Source organism: Glycomyces sp. YM15, from assembly GCF_016918015.1.
Lineage (GTDB): Bacteria > Actinomycetota > Actinomycetes > Mycobacteriales > Micromonosporaceae > Glycomyces.
This window is the reverse complement of sequence record NZ_JAERMK010000019.1, coordinates 48,791-62,744: the sequence shown is the minus strand read 5'-3', so window position 1 is coordinate 62,744 and position 13,954 is coordinate 48,791. Positions and strand designations below refer to the sequence as shown.

The 13,954-nt window shown below is 65.2% G+C and carries 8 protein-coding genes and 2 pseudogenes; 2 read left to right on the top strand and 8 right to left on the bottom strand.

Features of this window, described 5'->3' with window-relative positions:
* Positions 1-33: 33 nt before the first annotated feature.
* On the bottom strand, positions 34-1,977 hold the full coding sequence (locus tag JHY01_RS19605; protein ID WP_205327371.1) for a hypothetical protein: 1,944 nt from the start codon (positions 1,975-1,977) through the stop codon (positions 34-36).
* Between the two features lie 154 nt (positions 1,978-2,131).
* Here JHY01_RS19605 and JHY01_RS27865 point away from each other — a divergent pair, with 154 nt between their 5' ends.
* Both JHY01_RS27865 and JHY01_RS28180 read left to right on the top strand, forming a co-directional pair.
* Positions 2,132-4,366: an AAA family ATPase gene (locus JHY01_RS27865; protein ID WP_205327370.1), complete on the top strand. Its 2,235-nt coding sequence runs from the start codon at positions 2,132-2,134 to the stop codon at positions 4,364-4,366.
* A 194-nt stretch (positions 4,367-4,560) separates the two neighbouring features.
* Positions 4,561-5,331 (top strand): annotated as a pseudogene (locus JHY01_RS28180) (McrC family protein); the annotation flags it as partial.
* A 249-nt stretch (positions 5,332-5,580) separates the two neighbouring features.
* Here the strand turns inward: JHY01_RS28180 and JHY01_RS19590 are convergent.
* The 7 genes and pseudogenes from JHY01_RS19590 to JHY01_RS19560 all read right to left on the bottom strand — a co-directional run bounded on the left by JHY01_RS19590 (position 5,581) and on the right by JHY01_RS19560 (position 13,866).
* Complete coding sequence (locus tag JHY01_RS19590; RefSeq protein ID WP_205327369.1) at positions 5,581-10,419, bottom strand: type ISP restriction/modification enzyme; 4,839 nt, start codon at positions 10,417-10,419, stop codon at positions 5,581-5,583.
* A 192-nt stretch (positions 10,420-10,611) separates the two neighbouring features.
* Positions 10,612-10,908 carry a hypothetical protein gene (locus tag JHY01_RS19585; protein WP_205327368.1) on the bottom strand — a complete coding sequence of 99 codons (297 nt, stop codon included), beginning with the start codon at positions 10,906-10,908 and terminating at the stop codon, positions 10,612-10,614.
* On the bottom strand, positions 10,905-11,183 hold the full coding sequence (locus JHY01_RS19580) for a hypothetical protein (protein ID WP_205327367.1): 279 nt from the start codon (positions 11,181-11,183) through the stop codon (positions 10,905-10,907). The genes JHY01_RS19585 and JHY01_RS19580 overlap by 4 nt, the downstream gene beginning before the upstream one ends.
* Positions 11,180-11,431 carry a hypothetical protein gene (locus JHY01_RS19575; RefSeq protein WP_205327366.1) on the bottom strand — a complete coding sequence of 84 codons (252 nt, stop codon included), beginning with the start codon at positions 11,429-11,431 and terminating at the stop codon, positions 11,180-11,182. Before JHY01_RS19575 ends, JHY01_RS19580 begins: the two co-directional genes overlap by 4 nt.
* Positions 11,432-11,863: 432 nt before the next feature.
* The gene (locus JHY01_RS19570; RefSeq protein WP_205327365.1) at positions 11,864-12,532 is read right to left on the bottom strand and encodes a hypothetical protein; all 669 of its coding nucleotides are present in this window, start codon (positions 12,530-12,532) and stop codon (positions 11,864-11,866) included.
* Between the two features lie 119 nt (positions 12,533-12,651).
* Positions 12,652-13,053 (bottom strand): annotated as a pseudogene (locus JHY01_RS19565) (type I restriction enzyme endonuclease domain-containing protein); the annotation flags it as partial.
* 129 nt (positions 13,054-13,182) lie between these two features.
* On the bottom strand, positions 13,183-13,866 hold the full coding sequence (locus tag JHY01_RS19560) for an SDR family NAD(P)-dependent oxidoreductase (protein ID WP_205327363.1): 684 nt from the start codon (positions 13,864-13,866) through the stop codon (positions 13,183-13,185).
* Positions 13,867-13,954: the final 88 nt, after the last annotated feature.

Sequence of the window (13,954 nt, the reverse complement as noted above, 5' to 3'; positions counted from 1 at the left end):
GCTCCTTGCCGCTGCGTTGGGACTCCAGCGCTCTCAGCGTCGGCGCTTCGGGCGCTTCTTCTTGCGCTTCAGGTGCTTGGCCCGGTTGCGGGCATCCTCCAGGCCGGCCCGGCGGCGCGCTCCCGGACCGGCCATGAGCGGCACGATCTCCGCAGCGAACAAGTCGACCAGCCATTGGTCGGGGTGGCCGCTCTCGGCGATCAGTCGCGCCATTCCCTCCCGCGCTTCGCGCGGCATGTCCTCCATAGACTCGACGTACCCCTCCGGCCCGAGGGTTTCGACCATTTCCAGGATCTGCTCGGCGATGCCGAGCGCCGACTGGGCACGCTCGGCCTCGGTTCCCGCCATCAGCGCTTCAAGATCGACGCGTCCCCGGAGACCGTTGAGCATCAGTGCGATCGGCGCCAGACGACGGTCCTGTCCTGCGCGGTCGAGCAGCTCCGGGCCGACCGCGTCCGCGGCGGCGCCCAACATGGCGCTCTGGCGGGAGCGGAACGGGTTCGCGGCGATCCCTTCCAGCAGTGGGGCCGGATCGTCGCCGTTCGCGGCGAGCCAGCGTCGGATCTCCTCGACGCCGGTGTCCTCGTCGTAGTAATCGACGACGTTCACCAGCATCACCGCCGCCGGGCACCCGGTCAACTCCCCTACGACCGGGGCGGTCAGACCAGCCTCGCGCCATTTGGCCCACACCAGGGCGCGACCGAGTTCGGTGAGCCGGACCGACACCTCCTCGTCCGGGTCGGTGAGGCCGAACTCGTCGGGTGCCCATTCCCCGTCGAATCCGACCGCGCCGAGCCGGTGCACCACGGTGAGAACGTGGTCGATCTCCGGGTGGAGTGTCAATGAAACGGCCAGGCGGCGGAGACCGTCGGGACCGTCGTCGCCGCCGGAGGCTGCCGCACCGATCCGTTCCTTCACCTCGGCGACCGGAAGCGCCACGTTCGTCCCGAGCAGCGCTTCGATGAGCATTCGGAGGAAGGAATAGTGCTCTTCCGAACGCGACGGCGCGAGCAGGCCAGGTTGCCGGGGCCGCCACAGCGGCTCGGCCTCCCATGCCGCCAGCAGCAGCGCGTGCGGGTCGCGGGCGAGCCGCGCGTTCTTGGCGACGGGCACGAGACGCTGCTTGACGCGCCGTACCAGACCGGTGCCGAGCAGGAGTTCCACGTACCAGTTCAGGACCGGCAGGTCCGTTGCGCTGGTGAAACTCTCGGTGTCGTCGCCGGTGCCGATGAGCTGGACGAGCGCGACCGCGTCCGCCTTGCGGAGGTTGCCGCGCTGGGTGATGGCTCGGCCTTCGCCGAGCCAGTCGAGGAAGGCCGCCGCGCCGCGGACGGCTGCGGCGTCGCCCGCGAGCGCGGGAATTCGTTGAGGCTCAGGCAGTTCGGCCGCGGGAAGTGCGGGCATGCGTTCGTTGCGGACCTGCCGGGCGGCCTGCCGGGCTATGGCGGTTGCGCTCGCTACGCGGTCGTAGCGGACGTTCTCGTCCATCATGAAGGCGTTGAACCGCTCGAAACCGCCTGGCGAGGCCGGGTCGATGCCGGACCTGAGCGCGGCTTCCGCCGCGATCCGCGCCGGTCCCCAGTTGCCGGGGTCGGTGAACGCGGACGGGAAGTCTTCGGCGCATTCGTCCACGGCCGCTTCCAGAGCGTCCGCGCTCGACCCGAGCGGGTGGAGCGCGGCGGCGTATTCGAGGAACCGCAGCCAGGTGCGCAGCGCCTCGGGGACGTGCGCGTAGTGCTCGATGCCGCCGGTGAAGCGCTCGGGGACGATCTCGGTCAGGAACTCCCGCACCAGGTCCGGGGTCCAGTACCCGAGGCGGCCGTCGCGGCTCTCGTGGCGGAATTTGAGCGCCTCCCGCGTCATACCCGGGTCGAAGACGCGGCCGTTGGCATCTGCCCAGACCTCGGCCCGTCTGAGGCGCATCTCGATCGTCTGCTCGAACTCGTCGGCGTCGCCACCGGGGTAGTACCACTGCATGGGCCCAGTATCGCGCTTCCGCGAGCCCCGGCCAGGTCGGTACCCCGGGGTTGGACCGGGCGAGACGCTCCTACCCGGAGACCGGCCGCGAGACCGCTTCGAGGGACGGACGTAGCATGAGGACAGAGAGCACCGGAAGCCGAAAGGTTGGCTCGTGATCGACCCCTCGACAAGCAATGTCCTGATCCCGGCCCGCGACGACGACAGCGTTCGCGCGGTCGGCCGTGCCTACATCGACCTCGGCTTCGGCCAAGGGGAGTCGCTGTTTGCCCCAGGTAGACCGCTGTGGAACCTCCGTACGGTCAGCGAACTCCACCGCTGCTACAACCAGCGGCCCGACGAAGGCAGCGACAGGTTCCACGAGAAACTCGAACGCCAGCTCGCCGATGCTTCGGACGACGCCAAGCTCCTCATGGCGGAACTGCTGGCGCTGCAAGCGCTGCCGCTGAGCAAGGGCAACCTCAAACCGAGCAGCAAGGTCGACCGAGTGGAGCCGGTGCTCCGCTGGATGCACAACCGTGTCGAGCTGCCCGACCAGGTCTTGGCGGCATTCCAAGAGGGGACTTGGAACGGCGGCACCGGAGCGCACACGATGCTCTGGAAGTGGCTGTCCGACGCAGTGGAACTGCTCATGGGCTGGTTTCAGCTGCCAGAGGATCAGCGGTTGCACATCATCGCAGATCCTTGGGAGTGGCGCGATTGGGTTCGTACCGCCGGAGGCATGCCCTCCCTGACCGAAGCGTTGCTCTATCTCGGCTTCCCTGAGCAGTTCCTCCCGATCGTCAACGTCGAGCACAAACGGAAGATCCGCGCCGCCTTCAATCGCCTGCTCCCCGACGAGGTGGCAACCGAAGATCTCGACCGAGACCTCTTCGCGATCACGCTGCGACTGCAACAGCAGTACGGGGATCGGATCGACTTCTACAAGCGCCCGTTCAAGGACGATTGGCGGACGGCGATACGTCCCAGCGGGGAACGGCGAGCCTGGTTCCTACGTCCACCCCAGGGCAGCGACACGGAACCTTCGCGTTGGACGGACCAGGGCATAGTCACCCTCCCTGGCGGCCGCCTCGGTCCACTTCAGATGACAACGGACCGGGCGGTGATCAGGAACGCGGTCGAAAGCGGCTACGGCCACCTCGACTACGCGGAGCGCGCCGCGCTGACCACGGAGATCCATTCGTTCTGGTCGCTGATGCAACCGGACGACTTGGTGGCGACCGCCGTCGGCGACCAGGTCTGGATCGGTGTGCTCAAGAGCGATCCGACGATCGACACCGGGTCTGGCTCGGAGCTGCGGCGCGAGGTCGACTGGTACAGCAAGAAGCCGACCGCATTGCCCAACCTCCCGCAATCGCTGCGGGTCGAGCTCCAACGCTCGGACAGGATCGCCGACATCTCAGGTGAGCTGACCGAGCTGTCGCAGCTGCTGGGTGTCGAAGCCGACTCGGCAGAGGAGGAGCAGGAGAAGACACCGGAGGTCGACCCTCTCGATCCTCAACTGCTGCAACGGCTTTCCGGACGCCTTCATTTCGATGCGGCGTGGCTGCGGGACCTGATTTCACTGCTCCAGAGCCGCAAGCAGGTCGTGCTCTACGGACCGCCGGGGACCGGCAAGACCTTTCTCGCTCAGGAACTGGCCGAGCATCTCACCGATCGTGACGCGGTGACACTGGTCCAGTTCCACCCCTCCTATGCCTATGAGGACTTCGTCGAAGGCTTCCGGCCGGCTCCTGCCGAGGAGGGATCGGTCGGGTTCGTCCTGACTCCCGGCCCGCTTCGCGACCTGGTCCGCAAGGCCCGCAATGACCCGCGTCCGCACGTGCTCATCATCGACGAGATGAACCGCGCCCATCTGGCCAAGGTGTTCGGGGAGCTCTATTTCCTGCTGGAGTACCGGGACCGCTCGGTCCGCCTCCAGTATTCGCCCGGTGAGTCTTTCTCGCTGCCGGAGAACATCTACGTCATCGGCACCATGAACACCGCCGACCGGTCGATCGCACTGCTCGACGCCGCGATCCGGCGACGGTTTGCGTTCGAGGAGATGCACCCCGAAGTGCCGCCCGTACGGGAGCTGCTCAGTCGATGGCTGGGACCGAACGGTTCCGGAGATCCCCGTCCCGCGCTGTTGCAGGCCCTGAATGCGGCGATCCCCGAGTCGGACCACGATTTCAAGATCGGTCCTTCGTATCTCATGCGCTCCGATGCCGGAACCGACGCCGGGCTCGAGAGGATATGGCGGCATGATCTGCTGCCGCTGCTGGAGGAGCATTTCCACGGCAGGTTCAGCCGCGCCGACATTCACGACCGGTTCGGGCTCGAAACCATCAGGCGAACAGCCGGTGTGGCGGTGCGCCCCGACGCGGCCGAGGAGCGTCCTTCGACGTGACCGAACCCGTGGTGCTGGGCGAATTCCAGAAGGAGCCCGTGGTCCGCGCCATCGATCACGGCACCGCTGCCGCGCTTTCGGCAACCGGACTCGTCAAGATCGCACCCGAGTCGGGTGGACGGTGGCGGCTGAGCGGCACCGGCAAGGTGGGCGCGGTTCGCATCGGCGACCTGGACGTCCAAGTGAAGCCGAAGATGGGCATCTCGCGGCTGCTGTTCCTGCTCGGGTACGCCAAGAACCCAAATTTCCTTCCCGAGGACGCACCCGGCACTGCTGAGGACGATCTCTGGCCTGCACTGGCCGAGTCGCTGGTCCGGTACTCGGAGCGCGCGCTGGCTCGCGGACCGATCCGGGGCTATGCGGCCGTCGACTCCACATTGCCGCTGGTCCGGGGCCGCCTGAGGGTGGCCGACCAGATCGCCGCCCGTCCCGGGCAGTCGTTCCCCTTGGAAGTGCGACACGACGAGTACTCGACCGACGTGTTCGAGAATCGGTTGCTCAAGACCGCGTTGCGGAGCATGGCCCGCGTCCCGAGGCTTCCCGACGGGATTCCGGCGCGGATCGCCCGTCTCGATGCGCGCCTTCGTGAGGCCAGCTACCTGGCCGGCGTGACGTCGGACCAGGCCTGGTCGCCCACGCGACTCAACGCCCATTACACCGATGCGCTCCGGATCGCGGAAATCGTGCTTCGCCACCAATCCTCAGAGACCAGCTCGGGCGGTTTGAACGTGGCGTCGTTCGTGGTCCCGGTGCACCAGGTCTTCGAGGAGTTCGTGACCGTAGCGCTGCGAGAGTCGTTCGCTCGCTTCCGAGGTCGGGTCGACGACCAGTTCAACGGCCACCTCGATGATCAGCGGACCGTCCGAATCAGAGCTGACATGGTCGTCTCCGTCGACGGAGCACCGAATGCGGTCGTCGACGCCAAGTACAAGTTCCAGGACAGGCGAGGAACGAACGGCGATCACTTCCAGATCGTGTCGTACTGCACCGCGCTCGGTGCGACGACCGGTTGCCTGGTGTACGCCCACGGCTTGCAGGATCCCGAATGGCTGAGCATCCGGAACTCCCCCATCCGCATCTTCCGGTTCCCGCTCGATCTCGCCGCCCCGCCGACAGCGATCCTTCGAACGATCGCCCAGCTCGCCGTGGAACTGCTCGACCGTTCCTCAAGGGCCGCTTCCACCACCAGGGCAAACGCTAGAGCATCCGGTGTCTTATTGGTCCGGAAGGATCTCGAGCGCGGGAAGCGCGTCGACGATCTTCATGGTCTCCAGGCTCACGGTCACTATCCTTTTGAGCAGGTCGATGATGTAGCGCGGATCCTCGGACCAGTCGTTGGGGTCGTTGACGATGCCGCTCGCCTTGTCGGTCCGGACGTAGTAGCGGTCCATGATCCACTCGACGGCCGAACGCGAGCCGATCTGGTAGCGGTAAGCGGCTTCCGGGATGTCGGCAAGTGTGACGTGGGAGTTGTAGACGATCCGGGTGCGATCCTGCCTGGACGCGAATCGCATCTTGCGGTCGACGCGATAGAGGTCCCCAGGGTCGACCGTGGCGGTCGCACTTACGATCTCCCGGATGCGAGAGCACGGTTCGACCGTCTCGTAAGCGAGGTGCAGCCTCATGAGCCGACTGCCCAAGCGGGCGAACTCGTGGAACCGCATGACTTTGGGAATTCTGGGCAGCGACTTTCGAAGGTCCGCTTCGAACTCCGACCGGTAGCTCGGCGAGTGCAGGATGCCGTAGACGTAGTGGAAGATGTCGTCCTTCGAGATCGAAACGTCTCGGTAGGTCTCCCGGTAGTCCCTGAGAGCGGCATCGGTGATGTTGTCCGTCCGCACGTGACCCTCGCAGCTATCGGCAAGTATCAGGGTGTCGGGATCTACACGGTGATAGGTGTAGCGGGCGAAGAGAGGGCCGACGCTCTTGGTCCCCACCGCATGAAGATCTGGGACTGCATCGACGGCAAGTACCGAGAACGGCTCCTCAGAGCCTGCGCCGGTGATGTAGAAGCCGCAATTCTGGTGCGAAATGCCCGGGAACACTTGCGGCAGCTGTCCGACTCGATGGTTGAGGTCGTGGTTGAAGTAGACGACCTGCCTGTTGAACGGACGGTAGATCCCCACGTTAACGTTTCTTGAGTCAAACTCGAGTCCTTTTCCCTGCACCGCCTTTGTGAGCAGGCTGGAAGACCAGCTGATTCGTCTGGAATTCCCGTCGACCAGATCAGCGGCTCGCGGCGCCCGTTCTGCCGTCGAATCGTCATGCGTAGGCATAAGATTCGTAAGTCTTGTGGTTTCGCTGTTGTAGAAGTCAATCATCGATCGAACGTTTTCTACGATCTTCCCTTCGGAGTAGCCGTATACCCATGAGTCTCGGTTTGTCTGCAGCCCCGGAGTGATCGTTTGGAAGATAGGTGTCGCGTCTTCCACGGCGGCCCTGCTTCCGGCAGGCCGGAATGTCCGGAACCGCTTATCCCTCTGATTGATCCAGTCACCGACCTCGTCTGCTTCGATTAGTTGCCAATCCAGCGCGTCCAGCCCTCTGTAGCTGAGACGGGTGACCTCGTGTTCGAGTATCTCAAGCTTCCGACCTCGACTGTGGTAGTCGCCCACGTCCCTGTAGAAGATGCGGCACGCTTCGCCTTCAGCCGCACTGCCGCCTTTGACGAGCAGGAGCACCGCGATTCCCGCCCGGCTGCTCGAACCGAAGATCTTGCCGCCCTCCTTCTTCGAGAGCTCGCCGGCGGTCCGCTGATTTCCTCGGAGGTTGAAGCAGTAGATCGCGTCGAACTCCTCGGTGAGGGTGCGGCGCAGCCCTGCGGCGGTGTTCCCGTCGATGAACCCGTTGTTCAGGACGAGGCAGATCACGCCGTCGTCCTCGATCCGGTCGCTCGCCCAGCGCAGCGCGCGCACGTACGAGTCATAGAGCGAGTTCTTGTTGGTGGCGGTCGACCTGGCCACGTATGTCTCGCGGATGCGCCGGTCGAGCTCGGGGTACTTCAGGTTCTGGTTGCGGTCGTTCTGGTTGTTCTGGCCGACGGAGTACGGCGGATTGCCGATGACGACGATGATGCGGACGCTCTGCTGGCGCACCGCGCGTTCGGTGTTGCCGCCGAGCACACCCTCCGCAGCCTCAGGCCGGCTCTCGTAGAGCTGGAACGTGTCGGTCAAGACCATGCCGTCGAACGGCCGGTACCCCGCTTCCGCGGACCTGCTGTGGAACGCCTCCTCGATGTTGACGGCGGCGATGTAGTAGGCGAGCAGGACGATCTCGTTCGCGTGCAGTTCACTGCCGTACTTCCTGACGAGATCCTCGGGGCGGACGAGCCCCGACTGGAGCAGCCTGACGAGGAATGAGCCGGTGCCCGCGAACGGATCGATGACCTGGACCCCTTCGTCGCTCAGTGAGGCGCCGAGGTACTTCCGCAGGGCTTGATCGGTGAGGTGGAGGATGAAATCCACGACTTCGACCGGGGTGTAGACGATGCCGAGTCGATCGGACACCTCCGGCATGGCGCTCTTGAAGAACTGCTCGTAGAGCTCCAGCAGGATCTTCTGACGCCCCTCAGGGTTGTTGATGCCTTCGATGCGAGCCCGGACTTGCTCGTAGAACCTTTTGAGCGTGTCGCGCTCGGAGTCCAGGGCCTGGTCGTCCAAAGCTTCGAGCACGGTCTCCATGGCCGCGGAGACCGGGTTGTGGGCTGCGAACTCGTACTGGTCGAAAAGGGCGTCGAAGACCGGTTTCGTGATCAGATGCTGAGCCAGCATTTCGATTGCATCAAGCTCTGAGATGGAGGGGTTGAGGTTCGAGCGCAGTGCTGCGACGAACGAGTCGAACACCCCTCGCTTGCCCGGGAGGTCGAGGGCGTTTCGGATGCGGGTCATGTGGCTGCCCGCGATGGCCGCTATGTCCTTGGCCCATTCCTTCCAATATGCCCGCGTGCCGACCTTCTGCACGATTCGCGCGTAGATGGCGTTGCGCCACTCTTCGACCGACGGGATGCCGTCCCGGGCCACCCGCACGAGATTCCCGAGGTCGCCCGAGTCGTGGTCGTCGGCGATGTGGCCGATCTTGATCCGATCGGAACGGGACTTGCCGAGTCCGATCCGGTTGACTTCGGCGTTGAATCGATCGTCATGGGAGCGAAGGGCGTTGAGAACTTGCCACACGGTCCGGTAGCGCTCGTTGTCGTCGAGGGCCTCGTTCGGAGGAATGCCTTCCGGAACGGCGACGGGGAGGATGATGTAGCCGTACTCCTTCCCTGAAGCTCGCCTCATGACGCGGCCCACGGCCTGGATGATATCGATGACCGAGTTGCGCGGGTGTAGGAACAGGACCGCGTCGAGCGCCGGGACGTCCACTCCTTCGGACAGGCATCGGGCGTTGGAGAGGATCCGGGCGGTCCCCTCGCCGGGGTCGGACTTCAGCCATTCGAGTGCCCTACCGCGTTCCAGGGCGTTCATCGTTCCGTCGACATGCTCGATTTCGCAACGCAGACCGCCCTCGGGCGACGCGCCGAGCCGCTCGGTCACCTGCGGGAAGACTTCGGTCAGGTGCTTCGACGCGGCGATGTTCCGCGCGAAGGCGACGGCGCGCCGCATGGGCGCCTCGCCGGGTCGGAACCCGTTCTCCTCGATCGAGGGTCCGAGGCGCTTGCGCAGGCCGTTCCAGACTCCGATGATCTTGGCGGCGTCGGCGACGTTGAGTTCCATGTTGTCGTCCGCGAGCTCCGCCTGCATGGTCCTGGCCGCGTAGCCCGCATCGACGCCCAGCACCAGGACCTTGTAGTCCGCGAGGAGTCCGGCTTCGACCGCTTCCCCGAAGCCCAGCTTGTGGAACTCGGGTCCGAATCTCGCCTCGTCGTCCATCGAGCAGAGCTCGGCGCTCCTCCGTTGGGCCTCGACTTTGGCGGGCTCCGTGTAGATCCGCGGTGTAGCGGTCATGTAGAGGCGCCGTTCGGCCGCGATGTAGGCCGGATCGTGGATTCGGATGAAGTTGGATTCGTCCCGATCGGTCAGGGCGGCACCGGTGGTGCGGTGCGCCTCGTCGCAGACGACGAGGTCGAACGCGTCAAATCCGGCGGCTTGGGCTGCGGCGATGGTCGGCAGGGACTGGTAGGTGCAGAAGACCGCTGTCATGCCGGGCCCGTAATCGCCGCCGCGGATCCGATCGACGAGCTTCGCGGCGCTCGTCGTGGCAGGCAGGGCGAGGTCGTGCACCGACTGGTCTCCGGAGTCGGTCTGCTTGGCGTGCTTGGAGACCTTCGGGTCCGAGCAGACCGCGAACGGCCGCAGGGCGGTCTCGGCCTCGGAGACCCATTCACGGATGCTCTGGGACAGCAGGGAGATCGAGGGCACCAGGACCAGCACGCTGAGCGGCTCCTCCTGCGTGGAGGCGAGTCGTTCGGCGATCTTGAGCGCGGTCAGTGTCTTGCCGGTGCCGCAGGCCATGGTGAGTCGGCCACGGTCGTGCGTCTCGAACCCGCTGAGAACTGCTTCGATCGCCTCCTCTTGATGCGGCATGGGCGCTTTCTTGGCGTGCAGGTACTGCGGGCCGAGGCGCGCTCCCTCGGCCCATGCGTACTCGGAGGCGACCTTGTCCCAGTCGATCGGGCTCGTGTCGAGCTGGGACATCCCGACTCTGGTCACCTCGATCTGCTGGTCCACAAGAGCGGCTTCGGCGTTCGGGCCCCACTTGTCGGTGCTCGAGACGATGATGCGGCGGTTGATACCCCTCTTTCCCGAGGCGGTGAAGAAGGAGTCGAGGTCGGCCTTGCGGATGACCTTGTCCGGTCCGTAGAACTTGCACTGGATCGCGCAGTACGCTTCGGATCCCGCTTCGCGGGCGACGAGGTCGATACCGGTGTCGGTGGCGTTGTGCTCGGCGAGAGGGGAATCGGCCCACATCCACACTTCGGAGAACTGCTGTCTCCATTGCGGATCAGTACGGAAGAAGGCGAGCATGAGCTGCTCGAATCGACGGCCGCGCTCCGCGTTGCTCTGCGAGGTCTCGCGAATGTTGTCGAGGATGTCTCGGACGGTTCCGGCCATGGCGCTGCCTCCCAGGGGAAGGAACGGCGTCAGACTTGCCCACCACTTTGCGTAACGCCTTCAATACATGAGGGACGTTAGCGTATTGCGCTTCTGTCTACAACCCTCAAACTCGGAGCCGAACTGCCAAGGGGCGGTGGACGAGCCCGCGCTACACCGGCCGGGGAACCGCTCGACCGAATCCGCATGTGATCAGCCCTCGCAGTCACGGAACAGGCGCTCTTTCCTGCGCCACAGGTCGATCGCGTGATCCAGGACGGCTCGGGTGCGGACCGGGTCGTCTTGACCCAGCCAGGCGAGGTTGTCGGGGGCGGCGGCCAAGCGCGGGAGGCAGTCGAGGTGGGTGACGTGGCCGATGAGGGGCGGGTCATCCTCGGTGAAGGTCACGCGGAGCACCGGTTCATGCCAGTTCCAGACGAAGGTCAGGGATCGGTTGTCAAGTTCGAGGTAGCCGAGGACGGGGAGGCCGTCGATGAAGCGGAGGGTCATCCTTCGACCTCCGCTTCGTGGCGGGCGGCGTGGTGCCAGATCGCGGTGGCCTTTTCCTTGGCGACTCGGCGGAGCGCGGCGGGCCATTCTGCCCGGTAGAGGTGGAGGCGGGCGAACGGGGAGCCGATGCGGTTGATATAGCCGAGGTCGACGGCCGGTTCGGGTGCGATGCGCCGCAGGCGAACGGAGGTGGTGGAGCCTCCGGCGAGTTGGTAGACCTCGATGCGGCGGTGTTCGAGGGTGAAGCGGCCCAGGACGATGCGTTCGGGGTTCATGCCGCACCGCCCCAGGAGAAGCCGATGAGGGTGGTGAGCACGTCGCGGAGCGAGTCGGAGTTGATGTTCGCGGCGAGCAACTTGACCGCGCTGCGGCGTTTGGGGCATCCGTGGGCGCCCCACTTGTGGTGGCACCATTCGCACCGCAGGCGGCCGAGACCGAACCAGGTGCGGTACGGCTTGTGGAGTTCGAGGTCGATTTTGACCGAGGCTGGGACCGGGTCATAGCGTAGGCTGGAGCGGACCACGGGAGGTTTCCTCTCTGGTAAGGGGCGGGCCGCCGGATTTCTGCCAAGGCCTCAGGCGGCCCGCCGCGTTTCTATTCAGTTGGTTCTCTGGGACGCGTGATACACGCGTGCTGAAACTGTTCCACGTCCTTTCGTCGTTTTCAAGGCACGACACGCCGTCTAGACGAAAGCGTCTAGTTCGGGCGGTCGTAATACGCCTGACGGAGCTCCTTCTCCGCCAACGCAGTAGGCGGAATCACACTCGCAAGCCGTTGAGGAGCGAGCTCGTGTCGCCGCTGCGGACGAGCACGAGCCGACCGCGAGCCCTTGCGGCGGAGCCGAACAGAAGCGATCGCGCCCGCTGTTCCTCACGGGCGCAGGGTCGCCTTGTCATCACTCGGCCGGACACGGGTATAGAGCGGGGAGTGCTCGGCTTCGAGTCCGGAGCGGCGCCTACTCCGCGTTTATGAACGCCGCGAACGCGGTCCAATCGCCGTACTCCGCGGCGATGTCATCAGGCGCTCCAGTAGGAGGTGACCAGATCGGTTCAAGGTGGCGCATCCAGAGCCCGTATGCGCGTGCCATGGCCGAGGCGGTTCGATCGATCGCTGCGAGCGCCTCCACGACTTGGCCTGTATTGCCGACACTGGCGGCCCATCTGAGATGGCCGCCCTGGTCCTCAAGGTAGGACAGCTGATTCTCAAGGACGTGGTGGCACCTGCCAACCCGATCCCTGCAGACTTCGTCAGGGTCGCGTTCCTCCTCGGTGATCTCGTCGATCCCTTCGAAGGGGTATTCCTTCTCGAGCTCTGCGAGCGTCAGCACCGGGGCTTCAACGATGTTCGAGTCCGCTGATCCGACACCATCGCGCAGGGCGACCAGCTCGGCCCAGGCAATTGCGCGTGCGTGGAAGTCGATCGTCGCGAGTGATTCGACCCAGCTGATCCACTCGCCTACGATGGCGGGCTTCTGTTCGGACAGGTAGTCGCCAAGAGTCCAGGCGTTGATCGTCCAGCCATAGGATTCGGTCGCAGCTTCGAGCGCCCTCTTGATGTCATCTTCAGCGAATGCGATCGCATCATCAATGCGCTCAGCCAGGTCGGGTTCGTTCGTGGGGTTCATGAGGATGTCCGTTCTCGGTGGGGTACAGCGCCCAGGGGCACAACGTTCGAATCGGGCAGATCATCGACATTGTATGTGGTGCAATGCTTTTGCGGGAAACTCTCGAAGGAGGCCGCTCCTCAGGACGTGGGGTCGGTCGACCATTCGTTGGCGAAGTGCTCCATCTGGCGCAGCACCAGCTTGATCGCGTCCTCGGACTGCTCGGGCGGGTAGCCGTGGCGGGCGAGGAGGCGCTTGATGGTCGAGCGGAGGTTGGCGCGGATCGGTTCGCGGGAGATCCAGTCCGGCTTGAGGTTCTTTCGGACCTGGACGACCAGGTCCCGGGCGATACCTGAGAGGACTTCGTCGCCCATCAGTTCTCGGGCGCTGCCGAGATCGGCGACGGCGTCGTAGAAGGCGAGTTCGTCATTGCTCAGCGGCGGGGTCAACTGCTCGCCGCGGCGGGCGTCCTCGGCGATCTGCTTCGCCATCTCGACTAGGCCGGCGATGATCTCGGCGCTGGTGAGCTGCTGGCGCATGTATACAACGGGCCCATGCGTGAGGTGCCGGCTGATCGACTCGTCCAGGATGCGGCTGCTCTCGAACAGTTGCTTCGCTGACGGCGGCCGGACCGGAACGCGGAACCCGTCGTTCAGCGCCACGTCACGGAGTTACCAGGGCGCGTGCGAACCGTCGGGCAGCAGGCATGATCCGTGATCGGCGGGGCCGAGTCGCTCGATGAGGTCGACCACGCCGGGGATCGCCTCCTCCAGCGGGGTGGCCTTCTCGGCATGGCCTGTCATATCGGTCTGCAGGTAGCCGGGCCACAGGGCCGCCACGATCGGTCCGGTGTCGGCCACTTCGACGGCGATCATCTTCGTCAGCGCGTTGAGCGCGTATCGGCTGGCGACGAACGCGTGGTTCTCCGTGCGGGTGAGGCTGCCGATCGGTCTGGTGGGCATCGTGAGGTTCACCAGCCGAGCGTCCGGGCGCAGCAGGTCGAGGAACCGCTGGGCCATCAGCATCGGCCCGACCGTGTTGACGCGCAACACTTCGAGCATCCGCGGCCCGTCGACTTCGGCGAGCCCGGAGCTCGGCTCGAAAACCCCTGCGTTGTTGACGAGGCGATCGAGTCCGCCGTGGGACGCGATGACATCCGCGGCGTCCTCGATGTCTCGCTGTGACCGGACGTCGAGAGGCACGATCACGAGTTCGTCTGCGGCCAAGGCGTGCAAGGCCGACGCGTTCTCGGGGTCACGGACACCCGCGAATACTCGAGCACCCCGCTTCAGATACTCGCGGGTCAGCGCAAATCCGATACCGCGGCTCGCTCCGGTGATCAGAACATCGGCCACAACGGCATGTTATGTGCTCAATGCTCGCCTGCGTCCGCCCGCGTTTCGTCCCGCCGATCGGCTGAGATGCGGCAGGCCGCCGAGCGGA

Bases quoted from the DNA above. Each gene is read 5' to 3' on its own strand.
- JHY01_RS19605 (WP_205327371.1), bottom strand. From the start codon at position 1,977: ATGCAGTGGTACTACCCCGGTGGCGACGCCGACGAGTTCGAGCAGACG.
- JHY01_RS19590 (WP_205327369.1), bottom strand. From the start codon at position 10,419: ATGGCCGGAACCGTCCGAGACATCCTCGACAACATTCGCGAGACCTCG.
- JHY01_RS19585 (WP_205327368.1), bottom strand. From the start codon at position 10,908: ATGACCCTCCGCTTCATCGACGGCCTCCCCGTCCTCGGCTACCTCGAA.
- JHY01_RS19580 (WP_205327367.1), bottom strand. From the start codon at position 11,183: ATGAACCCCGAACGCATCGTCCTGGGCCGCTTCACCCTCGAACACCGC.
- JHY01_RS19570 (WP_205327365.1), bottom strand. From the start codon at position 12,532: ATGAACCCCACGAACGAACCCGACCTGGCTGAGCGCATTGATGATGCG.